Source organism: Actinomadura sp. NBRC 104425 (genome assembly GCF_030269545.1).
Classification (GTDB): Bacteria; Actinomycetota; Actinomycetes; order Streptosporangiales; family Streptosporangiaceae; genus Spirillospora; species Spirillospora keratinilytica.
On record NZ_BSTN01000015.1, the window covers coordinates 100,282 to 126,963 of the forward strand.

The 26,682-nt window shown below is 73.7% G+C and carries 21 protein-coding genes; 14 read left to right on the forward strand and 7 right to left on the reverse strand.

What is annotated here, in order from left to right; all coding sequences use genetic code 11:
- Window positions 1-120: 120 nt before the first annotated feature.
- Entirely contained in the window at window positions 121-2,019 is a 1,899-nt protein-coding gene (locus QSK22_RS22135) for a CocE/NonD family hydrolase (protein ID WP_285496208.1), read from the forward strand.
- Between the two features lie 441 nt (window positions 2,020-2,460).
- On the opposite strand, the gene QSK22_RS22140 is transcribed toward QSK22_RS22135, so the two are convergent.
- Window positions 2,461-4,548, reverse strand: a complete 2,088-nt coding sequence (locus QSK22_RS22140; protein WP_285496209.1) for a DNA gyrase/topoisomerase IV subunit B — start codon at window positions 4,546-4,548, stop codon at window positions 2,461-2,463.
- 597 nt (window positions 4,549-5,145) lie between these two features.
- Between QSK22_RS22140 and QSK22_RS22145 the strand changes: the two genes are divergently transcribed.
- Both QSK22_RS22145 and QSK22_RS22150 read left to right on the forward strand, forming a co-directional pair.
- Window positions 5,146-5,376 (forward strand): DUF7455 domain-containing protein, encoded by a 231-nt coding sequence (locus tag QSK22_RS22145; RefSeq protein WP_285496211.1) that lies wholly within the window; start codon window positions 5,146-5,148, stop codon window positions 5,374-5,376.
- A 190-nt stretch (window positions 5,377-5,566) separates the two neighbouring features.
- Window positions 5,567-6,310 carry a YaaA family protein gene (locus QSK22_RS22150; RefSeq protein ID WP_285496213.1) on the forward strand — a complete coding sequence of 248 codons (744 nt, stop codon included), beginning with the start codon at window positions 5,567-5,569 and terminating at the stop codon, window positions 6,308-6,310.
- Window positions 6,311-6,439: 129 nt separating this feature from the next.
- Here QSK22_RS22150 and QSK22_RS22155 read toward each other — a convergent pair whose 3' ends face one another.
- The 3 genes from QSK22_RS22155 to QSK22_RS22165 form a co-directional block, all read right to left on the reverse strand.
- Window positions 6,440-8,110 (reverse strand): RNA polymerase sigma factor, encoded by a 1,671-nt coding sequence (locus QSK22_RS22155; RefSeq protein ID WP_285496215.1) that lies wholly within the window; start codon window positions 8,108-8,110, stop codon window positions 6,440-6,442.
- Window positions 8,111-8,369: 259 nt separating this feature from the next.
- A complete protein-coding gene (locus tag QSK22_RS22160) occupies window positions 8,370-10,622 on the reverse strand; it encodes a SpoIIE family protein phosphatase (RefSeq protein WP_285496216.1) in 2,253 nt (750 codons plus the stop codon).
- Window positions 10,623-11,077: 455 nt separating this feature from the next.
- On the reverse strand, window positions 11,078-11,653 hold the full coding sequence (locus tag QSK22_RS22165; RefSeq protein WP_285496217.1) for an HhH-GPD-type base excision DNA repair protein: 576 nt from the start codon (window positions 11,651-11,653) through the stop codon (window positions 11,078-11,080).
- 94 nt (window positions 11,654-11,747) lie between these two features.
- Here QSK22_RS22165 and QSK22_RS22170 point away from each other — a divergent pair, with 94 nt between their 5' ends.
- The 10 genes from QSK22_RS22170 (at window position 11,748) to QSK22_RS22215 (ending at window position 21,392) form a co-directional block, all read left to right on the forward strand.
- Window positions 11,748-12,470, forward strand: a complete 723-nt coding sequence (locus tag QSK22_RS22170; RefSeq protein WP_285496218.1) for a molybdopterin-dependent oxidoreductase — start codon at window positions 11,748-11,750, stop codon at window positions 12,468-12,470.
- A complete protein-coding gene (locus tag QSK22_RS22175) occupies window positions 12,457-13,173 on the forward strand; it encodes a cytochrome b/b6 domain-containing protein (RefSeq protein ID WP_285496219.1) in 717 nt (238 codons plus the stop codon). The genes QSK22_RS22170 and QSK22_RS22175 overlap by 14 nt, the downstream gene beginning before the upstream one ends.
- 141 nt (window positions 13,174-13,314) lie before the next feature.
- Window positions 13,315-13,587: a hypothetical protein gene (locus tag QSK22_RS22180; RefSeq protein ID WP_285496220.1), complete on the forward strand. Its 273-nt coding sequence runs from the start codon at window positions 13,315-13,317 to the stop codon at window positions 13,585-13,587.
- A 147-nt stretch (window positions 13,588-13,734) separates the two neighbouring features.
- The gene (locus QSK22_RS22185) at window positions 13,735-15,372 is read left to right on the forward strand and encodes a hypothetical protein (RefSeq protein WP_502872351.1); all 1,638 of its coding nucleotides are present in this window, start codon (window positions 13,735-13,737) and stop codon (window positions 15,370-15,372) included.
- A gap of 147 nt (window positions 15,373-15,519) precedes the next feature.
- Window positions 15,520-17,061: an SseB family protein gene (locus tag QSK22_RS22190; protein ID WP_285496221.1), complete on the forward strand. Its 1,542-nt coding sequence runs from the start codon at window positions 15,520-15,522 to the stop codon at window positions 17,059-17,061.
- An 85-nt stretch (window positions 17,062-17,146) separates the two neighbouring features.
- Entirely contained in the window at window positions 17,147-18,766 is a 1,620-nt protein-coding gene (locus tag QSK22_RS22195) for an SseB family protein (RefSeq protein ID WP_285496222.1), read from the forward strand.
- The gene (locus QSK22_RS22200; RefSeq protein WP_285496223.1) at window positions 18,763-19,131 is read left to right on the forward strand and encodes a UCP033725 family protein; all 369 of its coding nucleotides are present in this window, start codon (window positions 18,763-18,765) and stop codon (window positions 19,129-19,131) included. The genes QSK22_RS22195 and QSK22_RS22200 overlap by 4 nt, the downstream gene beginning before the upstream one ends.
- A 37-nt stretch (window positions 19,132-19,168) precedes the next feature.
- Window positions 19,169-19,921 carry a LamB/YcsF family protein gene (locus QSK22_RS22205; RefSeq protein ID WP_285496224.1) on the forward strand — a complete coding sequence of 251 codons (753 nt, stop codon included), beginning with the start codon at window positions 19,169-19,171 and terminating at the stop codon, window positions 19,919-19,921.
- The gene (locus QSK22_RS22210; RefSeq protein ID WP_285496225.1) at window positions 19,918-20,535 is read left to right on the forward strand and encodes a 5-oxoprolinase subunit B family protein; all 618 of its coding nucleotides are present in this window, start codon (window positions 19,918-19,920) and stop codon (window positions 20,533-20,535) included. The genes QSK22_RS22205 and QSK22_RS22210 overlap by 4 nt, the downstream gene beginning before the upstream one ends.
- Window positions 20,532-21,392: a 5-oxoprolinase subunit C family protein gene (locus QSK22_RS22215; protein WP_285496226.1), complete on the forward strand. Its 861-nt coding sequence runs from the start codon at window positions 20,532-20,534 to the stop codon at window positions 21,390-21,392. Before QSK22_RS22210 ends, QSK22_RS22215 begins: the two co-directional genes overlap by 4 nt.
- Here the strand turns inward: QSK22_RS22215 and QSK22_RS22220 are convergent.
- On the reverse strand, window positions 21,380-22,120 hold the full coding sequence (locus QSK22_RS22220; protein ID WP_285496227.1) for an SDR family NAD(P)-dependent oxidoreductase: 741 nt from the start codon (window positions 22,118-22,120) through the stop codon (window positions 21,380-21,382). The genes QSK22_RS22215 and QSK22_RS22220 overlap by 13 nt on opposite strands.
- 81 nt (window positions 22,121-22,201) lie before the next feature.
- Here QSK22_RS22220 and QSK22_RS22225 point away from each other — a divergent pair, with 81 nt between their 5' ends.
- Window positions 22,202-22,789, forward strand: coding sequence for a TetR/AcrR family transcriptional regulator (locus tag QSK22_RS22225; RefSeq protein ID WP_285496228.1), 588 nt, complete (start codon window positions 22,202-22,204; stop codon window positions 22,787-22,789).
- Window positions 22,790-22,889: 100 nt separating this feature from the next.
- Here the strand turns inward: QSK22_RS22225 and QSK22_RS22230 are convergent, their stop codons facing one another.
- Together QSK22_RS22230 and QSK22_RS22235 are read right to left on the reverse strand one after the other, a co-directional pair.
- A complete protein-coding gene (locus tag QSK22_RS22230) occupies window positions 22,890-23,972 on the reverse strand; it encodes a winged helix DNA-binding domain-containing protein (protein ID WP_285496229.1) in 1,083 nt (360 codons plus the stop codon).
- A 57-nt stretch (window positions 23,973-24,029) separates the two neighbouring features.
- Entirely contained in the window at window positions 24,030-26,657 is a 2,628-nt protein-coding gene (locus QSK22_RS22235; protein WP_285496230.1) for an AAA family ATPase, read from the reverse strand.
- Window positions 26,658-26,682: the final 25 nt, after the last annotated feature.

Genomic DNA, 26,682 nt, shown 5'->3' on the forward strand with positions numbered 1-26,682 from the left:
GCATATTGACCTTCGGCCGGCGCATGCCGTAGCCGCTACTGGACGAACTGTCAATACTTGTCCTGCAGTAAGCGGCTCGTTACGTTACGGGCGGGAAACATGTCCTGGAGGTCACCCCCGATGCGCCTCGCCACCCGCTGGACCGCCCCCCTCGCCATCGCCGCGCTCTCGCTCGGCACCGCCGCGCCCGTCCACGCCGCACCCTCCGCACCGACCGCGCTCACCGCGCGCACGGCCACCGCGTCGCCCGCCGCATGGGCGACCGGCGACTGGACGCCCCGCCCCGCCGCCTACGAGGTGGCGACCGAGAAGGACGTCACGCTGACCATGAGCGACGGCGTCCGGCTGGTCGCCGACATCCTCCGACCCGCCCGCAACGGCCGCCCCGTGCCCGGCCGCTTCCCGGTGATCGTCACCATGACCCCGTACAACAAGACGGTGCCCGCCGCGAACATGGCCGACGACTACCTCGTCAAGCGCGGTTACGTACAGGTGATCGTGGACGTGCGCGGCACCGGCGGCTCGCAGGGCAAGTGGGAGGCGTTCAGCGCCCGCGAGCAGCGGGACGGCGCCGAGGTCGTCGAATGGGCCGCATCCCGCGAACGCCCCTGGAGCGACGGCCGGGTGGGCATGGCCGGGGCCTCCTACGGCGGCATCAACCAGCTGTTCACCGCCGCCCAGCGGCCCAAGGGGCTGAAGGCGCTGTTCCCCGTGGTGCCGATGGGCGACTCGTACCGCGACGTGATCGGCACCGGCGGGCAGCTCGGCCTCGGCTTCGTGCCGCTGTGGCTGGCCGCCGTCTCCCTGACCAGCGTGCTGCCGCCCACCTACTCGGGCGCCGACCCCGCACGGGCCGCCGAGGTGCTGCGCGAGCACTTCGGCAACATCGGCGAATTCCAGATCGCCCTGGTCCTCAACGCGCTCACCGGCGGAGACCAGGCGTTCGACGGCCCGTTCTACCGGACGCGCTCGCCGCTGGAGATCATCGACAAGGTGGACGTGCCGACGTTCGTCGTCGGCGGCGAGTTCGACATCTTCCAGCGCAGCGAGCCGATGCTGTACCAGCGGCTCGCTGCGCGCGGCGTCCCCGCCAAGTTCGTCTACGGGCCGTGGTACCACATCGACGGCGCCGCGCCCGCGCTCGGCGTCACCATCCCCGGCACCCCGGTACCGCCCGGCCCGTCGCTGCAGGAGCTCATGCTGCGCTGGTTCGACCACTACGTACGGGACGTCCCCGACTCCGGCCTGGACCGGGACGTCCCGCCGGTCACCTACTTCGAGAACGGCTCGGGGCGCTGGGTGAAGACCTCCCAGTGGCCGCCCGCCGGAACCCGCTACCAGGCGTACCGGCTCTCCGGGCAGGCCGCCCCGGGACGCCCCGGCGGCCTGACGACCGGGCAGGGCGCCGGCGGCCCCGACCACGTCCCCTGGAACCCGTTCGCCGGGCTGTGCAGCCGGTCCACGATCCAGTGGGCGGGCATGGGGTTGCTCAAGTACCTCGGCCTGTCCTGCGAGACCGACAACAGCCAGAACGACGAACTCGGCGTCACCTACGACCTGCCCGTCGACAAGCCGCTGCGGCTCACCGGACCGATCAACGCGCACCTGGTCGTGTCCACCGCCGCCCGCGACGGCCAGCTCACCGTGCGGATCGAGGACGTCGCCCCCGACGGGAAGGCCACCCAGCTCACCAGCGGCTGGCAGGTGCTGTCCCTGCGGGCGCTGGACGAGGCCAAGACCGTCCGGCGCGACGGCCTGATCGTCCAGCCGTACCACCCGTACACCAAGGCGTCCGCCAAGGCGGTGCCCAAGAACACCCCGGTGGCCGTCGACGTGGAGGTCTTTCCGATCGCCGCCGAGATCAAGCCCGGCCACCGCCTGCGCGTGTCGATCCAGACCGCCGACTTCCCGCACCTGTTCCCGCCGCTCCCCCAGCTCGGCGACTCGGTCGGCAAGGGCCTGAAGATCTGGCACGACCCGTCCCACCCGTCCTGGGTGGCCCTGCCCGTGTCCTCCTGAGCCGCGCCGCCGGTCCCCACCCCGGCCGACGGACGGCAGAGCGGGAACGGGCCGCCGACCCCGCCCGGCGCGCCGGCTTGCGGGTCGGCGCACGGACGCGGTCGCGCCCGGCCCGTTCCCGCCGCGGCACCAACCGGCCGCATCTAAAGACCGGCCGCCCCCACGAAGCGTTCGCCTCGGCTGCCGAACAGCTCGCAGCCGCGACCACGCCGAATCCGCCGGTACGCGCGGCACGAGGAAAGCACCAGGCCCGTGAGGCGCCGTGGCACGCAGTGATCGGCGCGGAGCGGCTCTCGTGGCGGGCGCCCGCCGCGAGGACAGTGCCTCGGGCGGGTGGGCAGCCGCTCGCCCCTGCGCGCGGAGTGCGCACCTTGCGGCGCTGGCCGAACCGGTCGAGTGCGGCCCGCTCGCTCCGGTGCGCGGAGTGCGCACCGGAGCGGATCAGACGTCGATGCGCTCGGTGTCCAGTTCGGCGGCGCCGGCGGCGATGAACTCGCGGCGGGGCGCCACCTCGCTGCCCATGAGGAGGTCGAAGATGCGGGCGGCCTCCTCGGCGTCCTCGATGCGGATGCGGCGCAGGATGCGGTGGCGCGGGTCCATGGTGGTCTCGGCCAGCTGGTCGGCGTCCATCTCGCCGAGGCCCTTGTAGCGCTGGATCGGCTCCTTCCAGCGCAGGCCCTTGCGCTCGAACTCCACCAGCTTCTTGCGCAGCTCGGCGTCGCTGTAGCAGTAGACGTACTTGTCCTGGTTCTTCTTCGGCTTCAGCAGCTCGATGCGGTGCAGCGGCGGCACGGCGGTGAACACACGGCCCGCCTCGAGCATGGGGCGCATGTAGCGGTAGAGCAGGGTGAGCAGCAGGCAGCGGATGTGCGAACCGTCGACGTCGGCGTCGGCCATCAGGATGATGCGGCCGTAGCGGGCCGAGTCGAGGTCGAACGAGCGGCCCGACCCCGCGCCGACCACCTGGATGATCGCGGCGCACTCGGCGTTCTTGAGCATGTCGGCGACGGACGCCTTCTGCACGTTGAGGATCTTGCCGCGGATCGGCAGCAGCGCCTGGAACTCGGAGTTGCGGGCCAGCTTGGCGGTGCCGAGGGCCGAGTCGCCCTCGACGATGAACAGCTCGCTGCGGTCGTCGGTGGTGCGGCAGTCGACCAGCTTGGCGGGCAGCGCCGAGTTCTCCAGGGCGGTCTTGCGGCGCTGGTTGTCGCGCTGGGTACGGGCGGCGATGCGGGCCTTGGCCGCGGCGGCCACCTTCTCCAGCACCATGCGCAGCTGCTGCTTCTGCCCGCGCGGTGGGTTCTCGAAGATCGCCTTGAGTTCGCGGGTGACGACCTGCTGGACGATCCGGGTCGCCGCCGAGGTGCCCAGCACCTCCTTGGTCTGCCCCTCGAACTGCGGTTCGGGCAGCCGGACGGTGACCACGGCGGTCAGCCCCTCCAGGACGTCGTCCTTGATCACGTCCTCTTCGCTGTTCTTCAGCAGCCGGGTGGCGCGCAGCTGGTCGTTGATCACCCTGACCAGGGCCCGGTCGAACCCGCGCACGTGGGTGCCGTGCTTGGGCGTGGCGATCACGTTGACGAACGACTTGCAGATCGTGTCGTAGCCGGTGCCCCAGCGCAGCGCCACGTCGACCTCCAGGTCGCGTTCGACGTCCTGCGGGATGAGGTGGCCCTGGTCGTCCAGCACCGGGACGGTCTCGGTGAAGTGGCCCCGGCCCTGCAGCCGCAGCACGTCCACCACCGGCGCGTCCTTGGCCAGGAAGGAGCAGAACTCGCTGATACCGCCGTCGAACTTGAAGGTCTCCTCGACGACCTCCTCGCCGCGCTCGTCGCGCACGTCGATGGCCAGGCCGGGGATCAGGAACGCGGTCTGCCGCATCCGGTCCAGGACCTGCTGGGTCTCGACGGTGGCGCCCTTGAGGAAGATCCGCATGTCCGGCCAGAAGCGCACCCGGGTGCCGGTGGTGGTCTTGGCGACCCGGCGCACCTGGCGCACCCCGGACTTCCTCTTGAACTTGGCGGTGGGGCCGTCGCCGTCGAACTCGCCGGGCAGGCCGCGGCGGAAGCTGATGGCGTGGGTGTGCCCCTCGCGGTCGACCTCGACGTCCATGCGGGCCGACAGCGCGTTGACCACCGAGGCGCCCACGCCGTGCAGGCCGCCGGAGGCGGTGTAGGAGACGCCTCCGAACTTGCCGCCCGCGTGCAGCCGGGTCATGACCAGCTCGACGCCGGACAGGCGCGTCTTGGGCTCGATGTCGACCGGGATGCCGCGCCCGTTGTCGGCCACCTCGAAGGAGCCGTCGGCGCGCAGGGTGACGGAGATGTGCGTGCAGAAGCCCGCCAAGGCCTCGTCGACGCAGTTGTCGACGATCTCCCACAAGCAGTGCGCGAGCCCACGTCCGTCGGTGGACCCGATGTACATGCCGGGTCGCTTCCGTACGGCCTCCAACCCCTCCAGCACCGAGAGGTGCCGGGCGGAGTAGCCGTGCGGGTCGTCGGTGGTCGCTTCAGCGGTCGCGGCGGTCAACTGGTGCGCTCCTCGGGGATGAGGCAGGCTCGGGTGGTCGAATCAGTCGAGTTCGGCAGAAGGTTACCCCCGGCCGCCGACACTCCTTTCACAGGCGCGCCGCCTCGTCTGCGCCGCCCCGGCGCCGGGCGCAGGGCGGGTCCGCATGCTCAGGCGGCCGTCGTGCGGGCACCGGATTCCCGCCTTCCCTCCATGTAACCACGCATGCAACCACGGCGGTCGTGGCGTGACCTGGGAGAACGTGCCTTCGACCGGCCGCGCGGACGATCTGTCCCCCGACGAGGGAACACGTGCGACCTGTCCGATTGGCAGCGAACCTCCGTGAACGACCCCGGGACGGCCGGAAAGCGGGGCGCGAACCGCGATCGCGAGAAGCGTGACCCCGCTCACCTCGGGCATCATACGGAAGGCGCGCGGACGGTCATCCGCGGCGCCGCGTAGGCCCGCCGAGAAAACACCACGAACCACCCGGGAATGGTGTGACCTCGGTCACTTATCCGGGCATTCTGCTGTGGGCGTACTGAGAAGCAGGTTGGGAACGTCGAGGTCGGGTTAGATGTTGTCCTAAGTACCGACCCCGAACTTGAGGAAGGTGCAGTGACTGGAGCCCTTGCCCCGACCAAGCCGCTGTCCGTCGCAGACCGCTGCGACCGTTGCGGCGCTCAGGCTTACGTCCGTGCGGTCCTTGTGGGCGGCGGCGACCTTCTGTTCTGCGCCCACCACGGGCGTAAGTACGCAGAGGCGCTCCGTGCCACCGGGGCCGACATCCAGGACGAGACCGACAGGCTGCAGGCGACCCCGGCTTCCGCCCCCAATGAGGAGCGGTAGCCGCCCCCATAGAAGTCCGCGGCGGCGGTCACCGGAGAGGGTGGCCGCCGTTTCGCATTCCCGAGCACATCCGACATCACATTTCGCAGTCAATTGACCGCGAATAGTGACGGCTCGTGCGGTGATCAGCCTCCGCATGCCGCTTCTCGGCCGGTCACCGCGCGTATGTCGAAATTCCGAGGAGCAGACGGTGCATATTCTGCTGCCGCCGTCGGAGCGCAAGGCGTCCGGCGGCGACGGTCCGCCGCTCGACCTGGCGGCGCTGAGCCTTCCCGAGCTCAACCCGACCCGCGCCAGGGTGCTGGACGCGCTGCGCCGGGCCTCCCGCCGCCGCGACGCGGCCGACGTCCTCGGGCTGCCCGCCGGGCAGGCGGAGGAGGCGCTCGCCCGCAACCGGGCCCTGGCCGAGGCGCCCACGCTGCCGGCCGCGCGCCTGTACACCGGCGTGCTCTACGACAACCTCGACCTGCCCTCCCTCGACCCCGACCTGGCCGCCGAGCGGATCATCGTGTTCTCCGGGCTCTGGGGGGCGCTGCGGCCGACCGACCGCGTCCCGCCGTACCGGCTGGCGATGAACGCGTCCCTGCCGGGGATCGGCGGGGTGGCGGCCGCGTGGCGGCCCGCGCTGAAACAGGCGCTGCGGCTGGACGGGCTGATCGTCGACATGCGTTCGGGCCCGTACGCCGCCGCGTGGAAGGCGGGCCCCGGCCCCGCCGTGGCGGTGCGTGTCTTCCGCGAGCGGGTCGTGGACGGCGTGCCGAAACGCACCGTGGTGAGCCACATGGCCAAGGCGACCCGCGGCGCCCTCGCCCGCGACCTGATCGCGTCCGGAGCGGCGCCGCAGACCCCCGGCGAGCTGGCCAAGGCCGCCGCCGACCTCGGTCACACCGTCGAGCTGAACGGCACGAACCTCGACGTCATCCTGCATTCCTGACGCCGCCCGCCCGCCTCGTGCCGCGTAAGGGCGGGGCATGCGGCGGCCGGGGACGCGGACGCCCGCCGCCTTCGCAGAGGAAGGGGCGGGCGCGCGCGAGAAGGTCCGGCCCGGGCCGGTCGCGTTCGTTCAGTCCAGGTAGTCGCGCAGGACCTGGGAGCGGGACGGGTGGCGCAGCTTGGACATGGTCTTGGACTCGATCTGCCGGATGCGCTCGCGGGTCACCCCGTAGACCTTGCCGATCTCGTCCAGGGTCTTGGGCTGGCCGTCGGTCAGCCCGAACCGCATGGACACCACGCCCGCCTCGCGCTCGCTCAGCGTGTCGAGCACCGAGTGCAGCTGCTCCTGCAGCAGCGTGAAGCTGACCGCGTCGGCCGGGACGATCGCCTCGGAGTCCTCGATCAGGTCGCCGAACTCGCTGTCGCCGTCCTCGCCCAGCGGGGTGTGCAGGGAGATCGGCTCGCGGCCGTACTTCTGTACCTCGACGACCTTCTCGGGGGTCATGTCGAGTTCCTTGGCCAGCTCCTCCGGGGTGGGCTCGCGGCCCAGGTCCTGGAGCATCTGCCGCTGCACCCGGGCCAGCTTGTTGATCACTTCGACCATGTGCACCGGGATGCGGATGGTGCGGGCCTGGTCGGCCATGGCGCGGGTGATCGCCTGCCGGATCCACCAGGTGGCGTAGGTGGAGAACTTGTAGCCCTTGGTGTAGTCGAACTTCTCCACCGCGCGGATCAGACCGAGGTTGCCCTCCTGGATCAGGTCCAGGAACAGCATGCCGCGGCCGGTGTAGCGCTTGGCCAGCGAGACCACCAGCCGCAGGTTGGCCTCCAGCAGGTGGTTCTTGGCGCGGCGGCCGTCCTCGGCGATCCACTCGTAGTCGAGCCGATCCTCCTCGGACATCAGGTGGCCCTCTTTGGCCAGCTTCTCCTCGGCGAACAGACCGGCCTCGATGCGCTTGGCCAGCTCGACCTCCTGCTCGGCGTTCAGCAGGGGGACCTTGCCGATCTGCTTGAGGTAGTCCTTGACCGGGTCGGCGGTGGCGCCGGCGGCCGCGATCTGCTGGGCGGGGGCGTCCTCGTCGTCGTCGCCGAGGACGAACGCCTCCTCCTCGGCGTCGCCGGCCGAGCCCTCCTTGGCGGACTGCTTGGCGGGGGCCTCCTCCTCGTCCTCGACGTCGGCCTGGTCGTCGACGACCGCGCCGTCGTCGGCCAGGTCGGCCTCGAGATCGCTGAGGTCGGTGTCCTCCAGGTCGGTCACATCGACGTCGTCCTCGAGGTCGGGCTCGTCGCCCGGGCGGGCCTCGACCTTGGCGGTGGCCGGGCTCGCCTTCCTGGTCGCGCTCTTGGCGGAGGTCTTCTTGGCGGCGCCCTCGCCGCTCTTCTTGGCCTGCTTCTTGGCGCTCGACTTGGCCGCGGACTTGGTCTTGCGGGCGGGGGCGGTGCGGGTGGACGACTCCCCCGCACCCGCGGAATCGCCGGACCGTTCGGTCACGACGGCGGTCACCGTGTCAGGCTGCTCTTTGGCGGCAGCGGCGGTCTTGGCTCTGCGCGGCGTGCTCGCCCGCTTGCGCGAACGCTTCGGCGCCGCAGAGTCGGCAGCGCTGACCATGACGGTCACACCCTTCTCGCTGAGGCTCCGCAGAATCCTGGAGGCCTTCGACACGGGGATGTCGGCCTCTTCGAACGTACGGCGTACGTCGTCGGCTTCGAGGTAACCCTGGGACCGTCCACGCTCGATCAGCTGCGCGATCACTTGCTCGTGCAGTTCCGACGCTTTCGAGGTCGAGCTAGCAGGCGACACAAATACCTCTCGAACGAACGTGTGGGTTGGTTGACCCAAGTGCCCTGACGGGCTCGGCCTCACACGGGGTGGGACCACACACCGGGCGGGGCCACCCTGTGCGGGACCGCAGCGTACCCGCTCTTGCAAGGGTCAAGCATTCTGGCACGGCTGCGCATTCCGCTTCTGTGATGTCTGCCCGGTAACACACCACCTTAGAGGGCGCCGAGCGGTCCTTCGTACGGAGGCAGCCCGCTCAACGCGGCCCCAAGGGGCGTTCCTACCCGGTCTTGGGCGGGACGTGCAGGGCGAGTACGGTCACATCGTCCACTTGCTCATACCCGGCAAGCATCCGATCGACCAGGAAGTCGACGAGTCTCTCGGGGTCTCCTACCACTTCAGGTGGGGCGTCCGACGCGGCCGCGACCAGTTCGTCCAGCCCGGCGTCCACCCCACGCCTACGGTTCTCCACAAGTCCATCGGAATAGAAGACCACAGTGTTGCCGGTCTCGATGGAAAAACTCGCCTGCTGCCGCTGCGACGGCCAGCCCAGCGGGGTCCCGGGCTCGCGGGAACTGAGCGCGGCGGCGCCGTCGCCGGAGATCAGCAGCAGCGGAGGGTGGCCCGCGTTGCTGAACGCGCCGCGGCCGGTCTCGGGGTCGATGACCGCGTAGGCGACGGTGGTGAACTGCTCCTCGTCCTCGGTGGCGCTGAAGAGCCGGTCCAGTCCGGCCAGCACGGCGGCGGGCCGGGGGTCGTTGAGGGCCAGTGCCCGCAGCGCGTTGCGGACGCGGCCCATTCCGGCCGCGGCGAGCACGCCCTTGCCCATGACGTCGCCGACGGCCACGGCGAGCCGGTCGTCGGGCAGCCGGAACACGTCGTACCAGTCGCCGCCGACCTGCACGTGCCGGGTGGCGGGGTCGTAGCGGGCGGCCAGCTGCATGCCGGGCAGCCGCGGCAGGTCGCTGGGCAGCAGGCTGCGCTGCAGCTCCTCGGCGGTGCGGTGCTCGCGTTCGAACAGCAGCGCCCGCTCCACGGCCAGCGCGCACTGGCCGGCCAGGGCCTCCAGGAAGACCCGCTCCTCCTCGGTGATCTCGCGCGGCCGGGTGAAGGAGAACCGCAGCGCGCCGATCGGCGCCCCGGCCGCCAGCAGCGGCAGGCCCACCCAGGCGCGTTCCTCGGTGTGCTGCAGGAACAGGCCCGCCTCGTCGCGGCCGAGCTGCAGCCGCAGGCTGTCGGGGTGCTCGGCCAAAAACGGGCGGCTCTCGCGCACCGCCACCGACATCACCGTCTGGTCGGAGACCTTGATCTCCTCGCGGACCGCGCGGCCCTCGCCGCCGCGGCCGTCGCCGGGCGGGGACACCACCGACAGCCGCAGCTTGTCGTCGTCCAGCAGCGCCACGGCCGAGTAGTCGGCGCCGATGGCCGACCGGCCCACCTCGGTGATCACCTGGACCACCTGGCTGACGGTGAGCGCCTCGGCCAGCATCGAGGTGGCCTGCTGCAGCCGGGCGGTGCGCAGCGCGGCGGCCGACAGCTGCTCGGTGAGGCGGCCGCGCATCTCCTCGGCCTCGCGCTGGCCGGTGACGTCGGTGTTGGCGCCCACCCACTCGATCACCCGGTCGCCCCGCCAGATCGGCACGGCGCGCACGTCGAAGTGCCGGTAGGTGCCGGTCTTGGTGCGGATGCGGTAGGCGGTCTCGAAGACCCGGTTGTCGTCGACGCACTCGCGCCAGTGCGCCTCGATGCGGGCGCGGTCCTCGGGGTGCACGGCGGCCAGCCAGCCGCCCAGGGCGTAGTCCTCGGGGGTCTGGCCGGTGATGGCCCGCCATTCGGGCGCGTCGTCGATCACGCCGCCCTCGGGCGCGGCGACCCACACGACCTGGGAGCTGGCCTCCACCAGGGAGCGGTAGCGCTGCTCCTTGCGGCGGATGACCTCCTCGGCGCGGCGCCGCTCGGTGACGTCCAGGGCGGTCAGCACGACCCCGAGCTGCTTGCCGTCGGCGCCGTGGGAGGGCAGCCAGGAGCAGGCCAGGATGCGCTCGTCGGCGCCGGGCCCGGGCACCGCGGCGGCCGGCGGGATCGTTCCGGCCGGGGGCATGGCGGGCGCGGGCACGGACGAGGCGCCCGCGTCCGGGGCGGCCTGCGGCGCCGTCACCGCCCCGGCGGCGGGCGGCGGGTCGTCGGAGCCGTTCGCGTCGTCCTCCTGCCGGGCCAGCCGGACGGTGATGTCCTGCTCCGACAGCGGCCGGTCGTCGGCCAGCACGCGGCGCAGCGCGCGTTCGAACGCCCCGGCCACTTCGTCGGGCAGCACCTCGGCCGGGGTCTTGTCGTGCAGCCGGGACACCGGGACGCCGAGCATCCCGGCCAGGGCGTCGCTGGCGCGGCGGCAGCGCAGGTCGGTGTCGAAGAACGCGAACCCGGCGGGCGCCTCCCGCATCAACGTGGCGTACAGGGCGGAGTCGGACGCGTCCATGGGCTGGCCCTCCGGCCCGGAAAGCCGGGGATGCGGAACGGACGTATCGGTGCTCATGGACAACACCTCCGCCCCAGAGGGTCCCGTACCGCGCGGCAATTCGTCATCACTATGCGTGAATGGGAGCAGGCTAGTGCTCCCGCCTCCATCACAACACCGGTCGGAGTCAGGTATTCATCATCCCGATGGCGAGGCGCGGACGGAAGTCCCGGAGGACATCCCTGTCATACACCCGCCGCCGCAACCTCGGAAATGTGCGCCGCCCGGGCGTGGCGACTTGCGGGGCGCCCCCGGATCGGCCGCACGGACGGTGAGTGCCGATGGTACGACGTCCAGGGCCCGCGGGGCGGTGAAGCCGCCTCTCTCGGCGAGTTGCGGTCGCGCCGTGCTCGTCTCGACGGTTCGTCCGTATCCCGCCCTCCCGGCGATGCAAAAAGAAGGCAAAGATTCGAGGCGCCGGGCGCGTCGCCGCGCCCCGGACACCCCCGGATCCCGGCCCCGGGGGCGGCCCGCTACTTCTTGGCCGCGGCCTTCATCTGCTGCTTGAACTCGCGGACCCTGGCCAGCGACTCGGGGCCGGTGATGTCGGCGACGGAACGGTAGGAGCCCTCCTCGCCGTACGCCCCGGCCGCCTCGCGCCAGCCCTCCGGGCGCACGCCGAAGCGCTTGCCCAGCAGCGCAACGAAGATCTGCGCCTTCTGCTTGCCGTAGCCGGGCAGGGCGTTGAGACGCTGGAACAGCTCCTTGCCCGTGGCGGCGTCCCGCCAGATCGCCTCGGCGTCGCCGTCGTAGTGCTCCACCAGGTACCGGCACAGCTGCTGGATGCGCTTGGCCATCGAGCCCGGGTAGCGGTGCACGGCGGGCTTCTCCGACAGCAGCGCGGCGAAGCGCTCCGGGTCCCAGGCGGCGATCTCGTGCGCGTCCAGGTCGTCGGCGCCCATCCGGCGCGCGATCGTGTAGGGCCCGGAGAACGCCCACTCCATGGGGATCTGCTGGTCGAGCAGCATGCCCGTCAGCAGGGCCAGCGGGCTGCGTCCCAGCAGTTCGTCGGCCTCCGGCTGCTGGCTGAGGTGAACCTTGGTGGCCATGCGGCCAGCTTAGGACCCGGCGTCTGACGATTCCCTTACGACGGCACGTACAGCATGGTGGGACCGTGCGCCGGAGTGCTCGGATGTGAAAGGCGTGGACGTGGACGATGACGTGGACGATGCGGAACCGCGGGGCGCGCCGGTGGGGCGGCGCGTCGTGCTCGGCATGGTCGGGTTGGGAGCGGCAGGGGTCGCGGTGGGCGCGTCCGTCCAGGACCGCGTGAGCCGCACGCTGTCCCCGATCGGCGCCCCCATCCAGGACGTGCTGCCCGCCGCGGGCGGCTTCCGCTTCTACTCGGTGGTGGGCCAGGTGCCCCGGCGCGACGCCGACCGCCACCGGATCACGGTCGGCGGGCTGGTGGCGCGGCCCCGCTCGTTCGGTATGGCCGACCTCGCGGCGCTTCCGCAGACCCGGCTCACCCGTGACTTCCAGTGCGTGACGGGGTGGCGCGTGCAGGACGTGGCGTGGGCGGGGGTGGCGCTGCCCGACCTGCTCGACGCGGTCGGCGTGTCGTCCCGGGCCAGGGCCGTGCGGTTCGAGTCGTTCGACGGCGCCTACACCGAGTCGCTCACGCTGGAGCAGGCGCGGCGCCGGGACGTGCTGGTCGCCACCCAGATGCAGGGGGCGCCGGTCACGCACGACCACGGCGGGCCGACGCGCCTGCTGGTAACGCCGATGTACGGCTACAAGTCGCTGAAATGGCTGGGCGGCATAGAGGTCACCGACCGGGTGGTCCCGGGCTACTGGGAGCGCCGCGGGTACGACGTGGACGCGTGGGTGGGCCGGTCGAACGGACGCGACGATGCGCCGACCTGATCCCGGACACCGCGATGACCGGCTGCCCCGGTTCACGCGGGCGGAGCGGTGGGTGCACCACACGACCGCGCTGCTGATGCTGGCCTGCCTGGCGACGGCCCTGCTGCTGTACGTGCCGGCGCTGTCGGCCGCCGTGGGCCGCCGCGACCTGATCAGGCCGCTGCACGTGTGGTGCGGGTTCGCGCTGCCCGTTCCGATGCTGCTCGGCCTGCTGTCGCGGGCGTTCCGCGCGGACCTGCGGCGGCTGAACCGGTTCGGCCCGCACGACGGGGAGTGGCTGCGCCGCGCCGACCGGCGGGCGGTGATGCGCGTCGGCGGCCTGGACCGCGGGGTGGTGCCGGTGGGCAAGTTCAACGCCGGGCAGAAGCTGAACGCCGCGTTCACCGCGGGGGCGGTCCTGGTGATGCTGGGCACCGGCGCGATGCTGGCCTTCCCCGGGCCCTGGCCGGTCCACTGGCGGACCGGGGCGACCTTCGTCCACGACTGGCTGTTCCTGGTCGTCGCCCTGGTGACCGCGGGGCATCTCTGGTACGCGCTGCGCGATCGGGGGGCGCTCACCGGCATGCTCACCGGGCGCGTCGACCGGGCGTGGGCGGCGCGCCACCACCCCGCCTGGCTGGACGCGTTCGACGGCGCGCGCCGCACACCGCCCGCATCGCCCGAGGAGGAAGAGGAAAAGGACACGCCGGCGATACGCGAGTAAAGCTTGCGTTTCCGGTATCGGCCGGGCCTTGACTCTCTCCACGGAGCGGCTGGAATGGGACCGAGGCGAGGCCGCTTCGGCTTCGCCTCGTCCGGCGGTCGCCCCGTACCGCCGGATCCCGGGCGCGGAGGGTGAGCCCTGATGCCTCCTGCACTTGCCGGCCACCGGAGCCGGACCCGCGAGCTGCTGACGCGGCGGCTGGCGGCCGAGTTCACCGGGTTCAGCCCGGCCACCGTGGCGCGCTGCGTGGCCGACGTCCAGGCCTGCCTCACCCATCTCGGGCTCGACGCCACGCCCGAGCTCGTGGAGCGGATGGCCCGCGAGCACCTGGTCGGGATGGTCAAGTCCCGGCCGCCGTCCGGGCGCGGCGACACGCCGTCCGGCACCCGGCGCCCAAGGCTCGTGGACGGCTGAACCGCCCCGTCCGAACGGCGGTGTCCGGGGGCCCGGCAGGGGTTCGGGTGGCCGCGGCGGGCGGGCGCCCGTATTCCGGCACGTCCCTTTTCGGCAGACCCCTATGTCATGGGCGATGCGCGGCGCCGAATCTGAGAAGCTAGGGACGTGAGTCCCCAGAGCAGCCGCCGTTCCTCCGGGGATCCAGCGCGCAACGGCCCGCAGCCTTCGGACGAGGTCTCCGCCATCTACGACGGCATGCTCCGGCACGCCCGCGAACTGCTGGCGGTGCGCAGCCCGCTGGACGCCGAACTGATCGTCAGCGAGATCCTCGGCTCCTGGTGGGGGCACCGCGCCGAGGGCGGCGACGTCGAGCAGATCATCGGCGAGGGGCTGATCGACCACGCGGTCCGCGCGGGCACCCCGGCGGCGCTGGCACTGCTGACCGGTATGGCCTACCTGGGCACCACCCGGCAGGCGATCAAGGCGGAGCGCGGGGCCCTGGAGCTGATGGACCGCGGCGTGCCGCGCCCCGGCTGGGCCGACCGGGTGGGCATGGTGGCGCCCGAGGCGTGCTACGTGACCCGCGACGTGTACGGCGACCAGGACTCGGTGGTGTGCCTCTACACCTACGGCGGCGCGGAGCGGCACGCCCTGGTGGTGCTGGTCGACCGCACCAGGCCGGGCACGCTGCTGGCGTCCCCGTCCCATGGCGGCGCGCACGGCGGCCGGGCCGCCGGCGAAGGCGGCCGCGTGGCGGCGGCGGGGATGGTCCGCGACGCGTGGGTGTCGTCCCGGGTGGACCGGCTGCTGGAGCACTGCCGCCGGGAGGGCCGCGACAACCCGCTGGTGCGCTTCGAGGCGCTGGACCCGCGGCAGGCGCGGGCGATGCTGGACGCGGCGCTGCGGCTGACCGACGAGACCGACGACCCGCCGGTCGCCGAGGGCTTCGCCGCCTACCACGCGTTCGTGCGGGCCCGGGTGCGGGCGCTGCCGCCGGGCGGCCGGCTGCCGCAGCCGCCGGTCTACGGCAGCGACCTGCGCGCCAAGATCGGGGTGGAGTTCCTGGCGTCCGACGAGGCCGAGGAGCTGTCCGACCGGTCGGCCGCCCTGCGCTGCGTCGACCACATCATCGACTACGGCTGCACCCACGACTTCGGCCGCCCGCTGCGGGTGAGTCCCGCCAAGTGCGAGCGGTTCCTGCTGGACTGGCTGCCGCGCAAGGTGCTGCTGTCGCCCAGCGAGCAGGAGGCGGTGCCGCACGTGCTGGCCGCGTGGGTGCGGTGGGCGGGCCGCCGCACCGGGCTGCCCGAGGAGGGCATCCGCGCCACGCTGGACGCGGTGTGGGACGCCACCGCCAAGTTCACCGCGGCCTACCACGACCCGTCGGCGTTCGGGCTGGGCCGCGAGCTGGTCGACCGGCTGCTGCCGGACGGGGACATGGAGGCGCTGCCCCGGCGTGCGTTCGCGCTGCCGTTCCTGTCGGGCACGCACCGGCTGCCGGACCGCGTGATCGACCTGGCCTCCCTGGACCCGGCCGATCCGCACGACCGGCGCATCATGATCGAATTCGAGCATCCGGGGGCGGCGCCCGAGCATGTGGCGGCGCACGAGCGGCTGGCGGAGCGGCTGTGGGACGGCGATCCGCCGCAGCTGTGGGAGACGGCGCAGGCGCTGCTGGACGTGGGCTACGAACGGCACGCGATCCTGCACAAGCTGATCGACCTGCTGGACGTCTACCACGGCGACCCGCAGGGGCTGCGCCGCGCGCTGCGTGTGCTGCGTCACGAAGCACCGCCGGAGTGAACTCCCGGTTTGCCAGAGGCGTCCGGGACGACAATCATCGGGATCTCGGCATCGTCTCGGCCGGCGGTCCCGCGCAAGGATCGGCCGGGTCGGCCGGTGAGGGTCGGCGGGCCCGGGGGTCGCGTGCCCCGGCCGTAGGGAGTGATCTTGTTGGAGTGGTCCGAGTTCGCCCGGCGTCTGGGACGCGAACTGGCGGTGCTCGAACGGGACACCATCCTGATCGTGCGCGAGCGCGACGAGAGCCGCCACTACGTCCAGGCGATGCGCGAGCCGGACCGGCTGTACGCCGAGGCGGTCAGCAACAACTTCCTGGACGGTCCGCTGCTGCTGACCCTCGCCGACGAGGAGGTGCTCAGCGAGGCGGGATGGCGTCCCCCCGAGGACCCCGCCCCGCGCAACTGGTGGACCGAGCTGCCCGCGTTCGCCGCCCTCGACGACCACGCCCGCCTGTCGGACATGATGGTCACCGCGCTGCGCGACGTGCAGGGCGTGCGGCGGCCCTCCGACCTGGTGTACGAGTCGTTCCACCGGCTGGGCACGGGCCAGATCGAGCTGCCGGACTTCGGCATCGAGGCGGCCAGTCCCGGCCAGCTCACCCGCCGCCGCAGCTCGGCGGAGGCGCTGGCGCAGGGCGGGTTCGGGCCGGGGCGCCCGCCGGCGCCGCGCGAGCCGCTGGACGGGCTGGTGGGCCGGGACATCGCCGTGCCGCCGACCGAGCCGAAGGGGCTGACCGGTCCGGAGGGGCCGACGCCGCCGCTGTCGGGCGGGGCGGGCCCGTCGGCGGCCGCCGGGGGCGGGGTCGACCTGGCGCAGCGGATCGGCCCGGCGCCGCTGGGCGCGCCGGTCCCCGACGCCGAGCCGGGCCCGTCCGCCGGACGGACGCCGCCGTGGCCGACCGTCGGCCCCGACGAGCTGGAGTCCCGGCTCGCCGACGCCAAGCAGCGCGGCGACCACACCACCTACTTCGAGCTGCTGCTGTCGGCCGAGCTGGTGCTGCCGGTGTCGGCGGCCCATCCGCGCGCCGCCGGGTTCCCCACGACGACGCTCGGCACGCGCACCTACATCACGGTGTTCACCTCGCCGCAGTCGCTGGCCCGGTCGATCGGGCGTCCCGGCGACCCGCCGTCCAGCCTGTACCGGCCGACCTCCTTCGCCCAGCTCGCCGCCGAGTGGCCCGACCCGGCCTGGCAGCTGGCCGTCAATCCGGGGCTGCCCAGCGAGGTGCACCTGGACGCGGCCGCCGTCGCCCGCCTGGACGCCCAGCAGCGCGCCCAGGGGCGGCACACCGCCCCGCGTCCCGCGGTCTCCGAGACGCCCGCCGGGCCGCCCGCCGAGCCGTCCACCGAAACGCCGTCTGCGCCGCCGTCGGCGCCTGCGCCCGCGTCGGCGGCCGACGGCCCTGCCCCGGACGCGCCGACGGCTCCCGCGCCGTCTCAGGGCCCTGTGGCGCCCCCTTCGTCGCCCGCCCCCGCCTCGGCCGCCGAGCCGTCCGCCCCGCCGCCTGCCGGGCCCGGGCCGATCGTGCTGCGGCCGCCGCACGGCGCGCGGCTGTGGCACTGGGCCGGCGAGGGCGAGGAGAGGCCGGTGGCGGTGTACGACGCGATCGGCGGCGTGTGGACGCCCGTGCGGTCCGGCCCCGGCACCGGCGCGGACGGCGCCGGTGCGCCTCCCGCTCCCCGTTCCGAATGATCTTCTGGGCCGCGCCCGCGCGCGGGCTGCCGGAAGGCTACCGTCGGGTACGGCACATCACCACGGACGCGGGAGTGGGGCCCGATTGGACTGGAACGACTTCGCCAAACGGCTGACCATCGAGCTGCTGCGACTGCCGGTCCGGGCGTTTTTGATCGTGGAGGCGCCGGGCGGTCTGCCGTACACCCAGGCGATGCGGACGGAGGACGGCCTGGAGGCCGAGGCGGTCAGCAGCGCGTTCCTGCCGCGGCCGCTGTCGCCCGCGCAGGAGCGCCGCCTGGCCGCGCTCGGCTGGCAGCGTCCCGACGAGCAGGGCGGTGGGGACGGCGCCGGCGGCGAGGTGCGGCGCAACTGGTGGTACCGCTTCGAGGAGAGCGACGGGTCCTCGCGCGACGACAAGCGGTTCGCCGAGGACTGCGCGATCCTGGCCGGGATGATGATCAACGCCTTCCGCGAGGTGCACGGCCTGCCCGACCCCCGCGGGCTGGTGTACCAGGCGGCGCGCACCGGGCCGGACGGCGGCGTCCTGGCGCTGCCGGAGCTGGGCATCCCCCCGGCGCCCGCCGAGGGCGGCGAGGTGGCGGCGCCCGTCGCCGCCGGGTCCTCGTCCGTGGCCGGCGGCGCGTCCGCGGACGTGGACGCGGCGCTCGCCGCCGCCCGTGAGCGCGGCGACCAGGAGGCCTATCTGCGCCTGCTCTCCGGGGCCACCCTGTATCTTCCGGCCCCCGGCCGGTCCGAGGGCCCCGGGCGCGGCGACGGACGGCACTACGCGACCGCGCGGATCGGCGAGGGGACGTTCGTGCTGGCGTTCACCTCTCCCGAGGCCATGGACACGTCCCTGCGCGGCCAGGCCGTCCACCATCGGACGAGCACCCTGGAGGAGCTGGCCCGGCACTGGCCGCATCCGGACTGGCAGCTTGCGGTCAATCCCGGCCTCCCCAGCGCCGCCTACCTGGACGCCCCGGCACTGGCCCCCCGGCGTCCCGGGGACGACGGGTCGGCCCCCGGGCAGGAGGCCGCGCCGGACTCCGGGCAGAACGCCGGGCGGGGCACCGGGCGGGAAGCCGGGCAGGGGGACGCCCCGGAAGGTGCTCCCACCGTCCGCAAGGCCGCCGCGCAGGCCGCGGCCAAGGGCGGCGAGGCCGTGCGGCCCCCGCTGCACGAGAAGGCCACCGACACGACCGTGATGCAGAAGGTCGTGCGTCCCGACCACGTGGCGCACTACGTGGAGGGCGGCTACGACCTGGTCGCCGGGTACGTGCACCGGTTGCAGGACGTACGCGAGCTGAACACCCCGTCGCGGCTCGTGCACGGGCTCGGGCTGGTGTGGGAGGGGTCGCCGTTCTCCGCGCAAAACGAGGAGATCCACGTCATCCGCTGGCAGGCCGTCCGCCCCGCCCTCTACCGCAGGCCGCTGGGCGGCATCGACGAGTGGAGCATGAGCATCATCCCGGGGGGCTGGGTCATCGAGAAGGCGCCGTTCCACGGTTCGGGGTACGCGTCCGGGGACGGACCGGCCATCCCCGAGTTCAAGGTGGACAGCCTGCGTCTTCCGCACGGCGCCGAGATGTGGCGCCTCGACCGTTCCGGGGCGGAGACGCTGGTGGCCGCCTACGACGCCGACCACCGCCGTTGGAGGCGGCACGACGGCGGCGACGCCGCCCCCGGGCGGTACCCACGGGAACGGGCGGGAGGACAGGGATGACGATGCGGCACGGGTACTACGCGCAGTGGCGCGGCACCGACTACGAGGCGAGCCCGGACGGCGACGTCGTCCGGCTGTACGTGTCGCGTCCCGCGGACGGGTTCACGCAGGTCGCCCCGGACCGGTACGTGCGGGTGGTGCCGGCCGCCGAGGTCGGCCGCCTGCACTACGTCAGAACGCGGTGCAGTTGGCGCGGCGAGCCGTTCGTGGTGCTCGGCGAACAGGGTGAGTGGCTGCGCGTGGAGTACACGGGGGGCAAGGCGCCGGTCGCCGAGCGGCTCGGCCTGGAGCCGTTCGACCGGGGCGTGTACCAGGCGTGGGCGCCGCGGGGCGAGGTCCGGGACGTGCACGAGGAGACCGTGTAGGCCGCCTCGGTGGTGGATCTGGGGTAGATCTGATGGCATGGCGGTCATCGACATCAACGCCGATCTCGGCGAGGGGTTCGGCATCTGGACGCTGGGCGACGATGCCGCGCTGCTCGACGTGATCACCAGTGCGAACGTGGCGTGCGGGTTCCACGCGGGAGATCCGCTGATCATGCGGCGGGTGTGCGCGGCCGCGGTGGAGCGCGGGGTGCGGATCGGCGCGCAGGTGTCGTACCGCGACCTGGCGGGGTTCGGGCGCCGCGAGATGGACGTGGCCCCGGCCGAACTGACCGCCGATGTGCTCTACCAGATCGCGGCGCTGGACGGCATCGCCCGTGCCGAAGGGGGCCGCGTCTCCTACGTCAAGCCGCACGGCGCGCTCTACAACCGCATCGCCCGTGACCCCGTCCAAGCGCGCGCGGTGACGGACGCGGTGCGCGCCTATGACGCGTCCCTGCCCGTCCTGACGCTGCCCGGGTCGTCGGTGTACAAGGTCGCCGACGGCCTGACCGTGGTGGCCGAGTGCTTCGCCGACCGCGCCTACACCCCGGAGGGGGCGCTGGTGTCGCGCCGCGAGGCGGGCGCGGTCATCCACGACCGCGACGCCGTGGTGGAGCGGGCCGTGCGGATGGCGGTCGACGGCACCGTCGTGGCGGTGGACGGCACCGAGGTGACGCTGAACGCGCGCTCCCTCTGCGTCCACGGCGACACCCCCGGCGCGGTGGAGCTGGCCCGGGCCGTGCGCGCCGCGCTGGCCGAGGCCGGGGTGCGGCCGGAGCCGTTCGCATGAGGGTCCGCAGGGAGGGCGACACGGCGCTGCTGGTGGAGGTGGACGACCTGGCGACCGCGCACCGGCTGAACGCGGCCGTCCGCGCCGCGGGGCTGCCGGGCGTGATCGACGTGGTTCCGGGCGAGCACACGGTGCTGGTGGTCGCCGACCCGGCGCGCTGCGACCTCGCCGCCCTGGCCGCCCGCCTGCCCGGGCTGCCGCTGCCCGCCTCGGCGTCCGGCGACGCGCCGCCGGTGGAGATCCCGGTGGTGTACGACGGGGCGGACCTGGACGAGGTCGCCGAGCTCACCGGGCTGCCGCGGGCCGAGGTGGTCCGGCGGCACGCCACGGCGTCCTACACCGTCGCCTATCTGGGCTTCTCCCCCGGCTTCGGGTACCTGACCGGCCTGGACCCGGCGTTGCACGTCCCGCGCCGCACGTCGCCCCGCACGGCCGTGCCGGCGGGCTCGGTGGCCATCGCCGGGCCGTACAGCGCGGTGTACCCGTCCCGGTCGCCGGGCGGCTGGCGGCTGCTCGGCCGCAGCGACCTGCCCCTGTGGGACGTGCGGCGCGACCCGCCGTCCCTGCTGCAGCCGGGCACCCGCGTGCGGTTCGTGCCGCAGGAGACTCCGTGATCGAGGTCGTGCGGCCCGGGCCGCTGGCGACGGTGCAGGACCTGGGCAGGTCCGGGCACGCGCACCTGGGCGTCCCCCGGTCCGGGGCGGCCGACGAGCGCGCGCTGCGGCTGGCCAACCGACTCGTCGGCAACCCCGAGGGCGCGGCCGGCGTGGAACTCACCCTCGGCGGCGCCGCGCTGCACTTCCACGCCCGCGCCTGGATCGCCGTGACGGGCGCGCCCCTGCCGGTGCGGATCGACGGCCGCCCCCACGGCATGAACGCGCCCTGCCACGTACCGGCGGGCGCCACCGTGGAGTTCGGCACGCCGCTCGCCGGGCTGCGCAGCTACGTCGCGGTACGGGGAGGTGTGGCCGTCGAGGAGGTGCTGGGGAGCCGTTCCACCGACCTGCTCTCCGGGCTGGGGCCCGCGCCCCTGTCGGCGGGCGAGTTGCTGCCGGTCGGCCCCCTCGGCGACCATGCCGACATCCACGTGGACGTTGCGCCCGTCCCGGCGTTGCCCCGGATGCCGCAACTGCGGGTGGTGCCCGGCCCCCGCGACGACTGGTTCGCCGAGGACGCGCTCACCACGCTCACGTCCACCCCCTACGAGGTCACCGCGGACAGCAACCGCGTCGGCGTCCGCCTGGACGGCGCCCCCCTGACCCGTGCCCGGCACGAGGAGCTGGGCAGCGAGGGCATGGTCACGGGGGCGATCCAGGTGCCGCCCAGCGGGCTGCCCATCATCTTCCTCACCGACCACCCGACGACGGGGGGCTACCCGGTGGTGGCGGTCGTGGTGTCGGACGACGTCCCGCTGGCCGCCCAGCTCCGCCCGGGCCAGCACGTGCGCTTCCGGACGGGTCAGGCCAGGTAGCCGCCGTCGATCGGCAGCACGGCACCGGTGATGAACGAGGCGCCGGGGCTCGCCAGGAACACCACACCGGCGGCGACCTCCTCCGGGCGCCCGTACCGGCCCATCGCGTTCATCGCGCGCTGGGCGTCGGAGGTCGGGCCGTCCGGCGGGTTCATGTCGGTCGCCACCGAACCGGGCTGGACGACGTTCACCGTGATGCCGCGCGGCGCCAGGTCGTGGGCCGCGCCCCGGCTGTAGCCGATGACCGCCGCCTTGGTCGCCGCGTAGTCGGCGACGGCGGGCTTGCCGGCCCGGGCGGCCAGGTTGGAGCCGATCGTGATGATCCGCCCGCCGTCCTCGAGCACCTGGGCCGCGGCCCGGATCGCCGCCGCCACGCCGGTGACGTTCACCGCGTACATGCGGTCCAGCGCCGCGCGGTCGGCGTCGGCCTCGTCGGTGCGCGCCCGCGTGATGACGGCCGCGTTGTTGACCAGGATGTCCAGCCGCCCGAACTCTTCGGCGACCGCCTTGACCAGCCGTTCGACCTGGGCGGGGTCGCCCTGGTCGGCGCGGTGCGCGGCGGCGCGGCGGCCCCGCCCCTTGATGTCGGCCGCGACCGCCAGCGCCTTGTCCTCCGCGGCCGCATAGCTGATCGCCACGTCGGCGCCCGCGTCGGCCAGTGCCCGCGCGGTCGCCGCGCCGATGCCCCTCGATCCGCCGGTCACCAGCGCCACTTTGCCGTCGAGCATGCCGCCCCTCCATTTCATACCGATCGGTACTGATTTCGGGGAAGTACTATACCGATCGGTACGAAACGAGGTGGGGAGCACATGGGAGCGGGCCGACCACGCGCCTTCGACGTCGACGAGGCCTTGGACCGCGCGCTGGAGGTGTTCTGGCGGCAGGGCTACGAGGGCACCGCCCTGTCCGACCTGACCGCCGCGATGGGCATCAGCCGGCCCAGCCTCTACGCCGCCTACGGCAACAAGGAGGCGCTGTTCCGCAAGGTCCTGGACCGCTACCTCGACGGCCCCGGCGGATACCTCCGGCAGGCCCTCCTCGCACCAACGGCCCGCGCCGTCGCCGAGGAGCTGCTGCGCGGCGCCATCCGCGCCACCACGGCCGAGGGCCGCCCCCGCGGCTGCCTGGTCGTGCAGTCCGCACTCGCCACCGGGGAGGACGCCGCACCCGTCCGCCGGCACGTCCGCGCGCACCGCCGCGCCTCCCAGGCGGCGCTGCGCGAGCGTTTGGAACGCGCCCGGGCCGAAGGCGACCTCCCGCCCGACGCCGACACCGCCGCCCTGGCCCGCTACCTGTGGACGACCGTCTACGGCCTGTCCGTCCAGGCCGCGGGCGGCGCCGCCCGCGAGGACCTCGAACGGGTCGCCGAGCTGGCCCTCAGCACCTGGCCCTCCTGACCCCAGCCCCCGCGCGGCCGGCGCCCCACGACCGGCATGTCATCGGCCGCGTGCGGCAAGCCGGGCTGCGCGCCCGGCCACGGCGCGGCGGGGCCTCCGGTCAGGCCGCCGACAGGGACCGCACGCGGGTGATCTCGGCTTCGAGAGGTTCGGCCGGGAGGTCCTCGAAGGGGGTCACGGCGACCTCGCCGTCCTTGGCCTCCCAGGTTCCGGCGACCCGGCCCTCGTAGAGGACCACCGGGGAGATCCAGCCCGCGGCGCGGCTGACCTCGGCGCGCCGCTCGGCGGGGATGAGGTACACGGCGTTCGTCCCGGCGCCGAGCACGTACGGGTCGAAGCCCCCGAGCAGGCGCACCGACCGCGACGGCTCGGTTTCCGCCAGCTCGTCGGCGTGCTCGGCGAGCACGTACATCGGCTCCCCGTCGACCTCGACGGTCGCCAGCTCGCCGCCGAGCGCCGCGAACCAGCCCTTGAGGTCCCTTTTGCGGCTGCCGCCGCGGGTCAGCCAGTTGTCGAACGCCTGCGGCGTCGCGGGGCCGTGCGCGCCCAGATAGGCCCGGATGACGGTGCGGGCGGCCTCCGCCGGCGGCGGCAGGCCGCGCCAGCCGGGCAGGTTCTCCGGCGACGTGAACGTCACGCGGTTGCCCTGGGAGGGGCCGTGGCACAGCACGCCCCACCAGGCCAGCGGCTTCAGCAGCGTGCCCCAGCCGGAGCCGAGCACCTCGGCCAGATGAGCCGAGCCGGTCTCGTCGACGATCGCGGCGGTGAGCTCCTGGCGGGTGAGCGCCTTCCCGCCCGCCAGCGCGCCGGCCGCCGCGGCCGCGATCGCCTCCAGGTCGGCGGGTGTGGCGCCGAAGGTCCGCTGCCAACTCGGTTTCTCCCAGTTGCGGAGCGTGCCGCACAGGGCGAGGTAGGCGCCGGCCTCCTCCGCGGGCAGCAGATGCAGGGTTCCGCGCATCGCCCAGGTCTTGACGAGCGTCCGCTCCTCCCACAGCGCCCGCGGCACGTCGCCCGGGACGGGGCGGGCCTGCCGCACCGCCACGGCCAGCTCGGCCGCCGAGGCGACCTGGGCCTGCACCCCGGCCAGCCGCCGCGCGATGCCGACGGCCGACCCGTCCCCCGGCGGATCGACGTACTGCCGCCGCATCCGCCAGGCCAGCACCTGCCCCCACGAGACCGTCATGCACCGATTGAACCGCGCCCCACCGACAATCCCGGACGGGGCGGCGTCGGGGCCGGGTCAGCCGATCCGGCCCGCGAGCTCGGCCAGGGCGGCGCGGACGTCCTCGGCGGTCAGGACGGTGAGGTCGGCGGGGGTGGCGGCCGCGCCGAGCCCGGCCGCGCGCAGCGCCCGCGACGCGCACGCCTTCTCGTAGACGGAGCGGGCGAAACGGCCGTTGCCCAGCTCGTCGACGCGCCCGAGCCCGCACGCCCGCTGGAACACCAGGGCCAGGTCGTCCAGCGCGCGCTCCTCCCAGCGGTCCCCGTTCTCCTCGGCGATCAGCTGCGCGATCTGCAGCAGCTCGTCGGGACCGTAGGAGGGGAAGTCGACGCGGACGTCGAACCGCGAGGCAAGGCCAGGATTGGACGCCAGGAAGCGCTCCATCTCGTCGGCGTACCCGGCCAGCACGATCACCAGGCGGTCGCGGTCGTCCTCGGCGCGTTTCAGCAGCGTCTGCACGGCCTCGGCGCCGAACGCGTCGCCGCCGGTGTAGCCGGGGTTGCTCAGCGCGTAGGCCTCGTCGATGAACAGCACTCCGCCCAGCGCCGAGTCGATCACCTTGTTGGTCTTGATGGCGGTGCCGCCGAGGTGGTCGCCGACCAGGTCGGCCCGCTGTGCCTCCACCACCTCGGGGCGGGCCAGCAGGCCGAGCGCGGCGAACACCCGGCCGAGCACCCGCGCCACCGTGGTCTTGCCGGTGCCGGGCGGGCCGGTGAACACGAAGTGCCGGGTCGGCGGGCGGGTGACCAGGCCCTGCTCCTCGCGCATCCTGGCCACCTGCAGCTGCGCGGCGATCTCCCGGACCTGCCGTTTCACCGGGGCCAGCCCGATCATGGCGTCCAGCGAGCCGAGCGCCTCGTCCAGGGTCGGGGTCTCGGCGTAGCCGCGGTACCGCTCGGTGATCTCGGCGAACGCGGTCTCGACGTCCTCGGCGCGCAGGGTCACCAGCTCCTCGGCGCTGGGCCGCCGCCCCTGCGCGGCGGCCGCGTCCATGACCCGCACGTCGCGGGCGCGGGCGGCGGCCTCGGTGAGCGACCGGACGAACCGGCCGTTGCCCAGCTCGTCGACGATGCCGCGCCGCTCCACCTCCTCGAACCGGGCGCGCAGGCGGCGCCGCGCGGCCTCGTCCAGCCGGTCGTCGCGCAGCCCGACGTGGTACTCGGCGATGCGCAGCAGCTCGGCGGGCCGGTAGGTGGGGAAGTGCACGCGGGTGGCGAACCGCGAGGCCAGGCCCGGGTTGGACGCCAGGAACTCGGTCATCTGCGGCTCGTATCCGGCCAGGATGACCACCAGGTTGCCGCGGTCGTCCTCGGCCCGTTTCAGCAGCGTCTGCACGGCCTCGGCGCCGAACCGGTCGATCTGCCCTTCGGCGGCGTTGACCAGCCCGTACGCCTCGTCCACGAACAGCACCCCGCCCAGCGCCGAGTCGACCAGCCGGTTGGTCTTGATCGCGGTGGCGCCGAGGTACTCCCCCACCAGGTCGGCGCGGTGCGCCTCCACCACCTTCGGCGTGGGCAGCAGCCCGAACGCGTAGAAGATCTTGGCGAGAACGCGGGCGACGGTGGTCTTGCCGGTGCCGGGCGGGCCGACGAACACCAGGTGCAGCAGCGGCTTCTCGGTGGGCACCCCGGCGGCGGCGCGCAGATGCGCGGCCTCGATGGACGCGGCGATCGCCCGGACCTGCCGTTTGACCGGCTCCAGGCCGACCATCGCCTCCAGTTCGGCCATCGCCTCGTCGACCGAGATCTCCGGCTGCCCGTCCGCACCGCGCCCGTCCGATCCGGCGACCGGGGCGGACAACGGGGCGGCGGCCGCGCGGGCCTGTTCCTGGGCGGTGACGGCGGTTCGGGCGTGGGAGGCGGCGCGTTGCTCGTAGGCGGCCTGTGTGGCCGCGGGCACGCCCGTAGGAAAAGCGTCGGTGTGTCCAGGCCCGCCCCCGGGGCGCTTCCCCGGGGGGCGCTTGCGCGGTTGCGGCCTGCCGTCGAGGGGCGGCGTGGGAGCGCCCTCGCCGGACGTGCGCGGCGGTGTTTCGACGCCCCCGGACGTGCCGGCCTGCTCCTGCACCCAGCCGGTGTCGTACGCCTCCGCGGCCATGGCCCGGCGCGCCTGGTCCCACCGGTAGGCGAGCACGGCCGCCGCGGCCAGCCAGGCGGGTGCCACGTGCAGGTCCGGCAAGGGATGGACGGCCGCGGCCGCGGTGAGCCCGGCCGCCCCCAAGGCGAGCAGCGCGGTGCGCCAGGGCGCGTACCCGCGCAGCCGCAACGCGACGAACGCCACCGGCAGCGCCAGCAGCCCCAGCAGGAGCGGGGCGTTCAGGTACGGGTCGTCGGCCCGTTCGGGGTACAGCCGTCCCAGCGGCACCGACACCGCCAGCCACGCCACGATCACCGACACGACGGCCATGCCCGCCGGCGACCGCAGCGTCAGGTGCACCACGACCATCAGGATGACCGTGAACACGGCGGCGCTGAGCACCGGCCCGTTAAGGACCACCGTGACCGCCACCACCAGCGCGACCCCCAGCACCGCCCCCAGGAACCGCAGGCCGGGCTGTATTTGGAAGTAACGTACACGCAGGCGCTCGAAAAGATCCCGCGCCGCGGTGCCCAGCGGCGGGCGGGAGCGGGACCTGCCGAACAATGCCATCAAGGCGAGTAAAGCGCAGGACCCC

Coding starts and splice junctions, on each gene's coding strand:
- QSK22_RS22200 (WP_285496223.1), top strand. CDS start 18,763: ATGACGATGCGGCACGGGTACTACGCGCAGTGGCGCGGCACCGACTAC.
- QSK22_RS22230 (WP_285496229.1), bottom strand. CDS start 23,972: ATGACGGTCTCGTGGGGGCAGGTGCTGGCCTGGCGGATGCGGCGGCAG.
- QSK22_RS22175 (WP_285496219.1), top strand. CDS start 12,457: ATGCGCCGACCTGATCCCGGACACCGCGATGACCGGCTGCCCCGGTTC.
- QSK22_RS22205 (WP_285496224.1), top strand. CDS start 19,169: ATGGCGGTCATCGACATCAACGCCGATCTCGGCGAGGGGTTCGGCATC.
- QSK22_RS22165 (WP_285496217.1), bottom strand. CDS start 11,653: ATGGCCACCAAGGTTCACCTCAGCCAGCAGCCGGAGGCCGACGAACTG.
- QSK22_RS22210 (WP_285496225.1), top strand. CDS start 19,918: ATGAGGGTCCGCAGGGAGGGCGACACGGCGCTGCTGGTGGAGGTGGAC.
- QSK22_RS22160 (WP_285496216.1), bottom strand. CDS start 10,622: ATGAGCACCGATACGTCCGTTCCGCATCCCCGGCTTTCCGGGCCGGAG.
- QSK22_RS22135 (WP_285496208.1), top strand. CDS start 121: ATGCGCCTCGCCACCCGCTGGACCGCCCCCCTCGCCATCGCCGCGCTC.
- QSK22_RS22225 (WP_285496228.1), top strand. CDS start 22,202: ATGGGAGCGGGCCGACCACGCGCCTTCGACGTCGACGAGGCCTTGGAC.
- QSK22_RS22235 (WP_285496230.1), bottom strand. CDS start 26,657: ATGGCATTGTTCGGCAGGTCCCGCTCCCGCCCGCCGCTGGGCACCGCG.
- QSK22_RS22220 (WP_285496227.1), bottom strand. CDS start 22,120: ATGCTCGACGGCAAAGTGGCGCTGGTGACCGGCGGATCGAGGGGCATC.
- QSK22_RS22180 (WP_285496220.1), top strand. CDS start 13,315: ATGCCTCCTGCACTTGCCGGCCACCGGAGCCGGACCCGCGAGCTGCTG.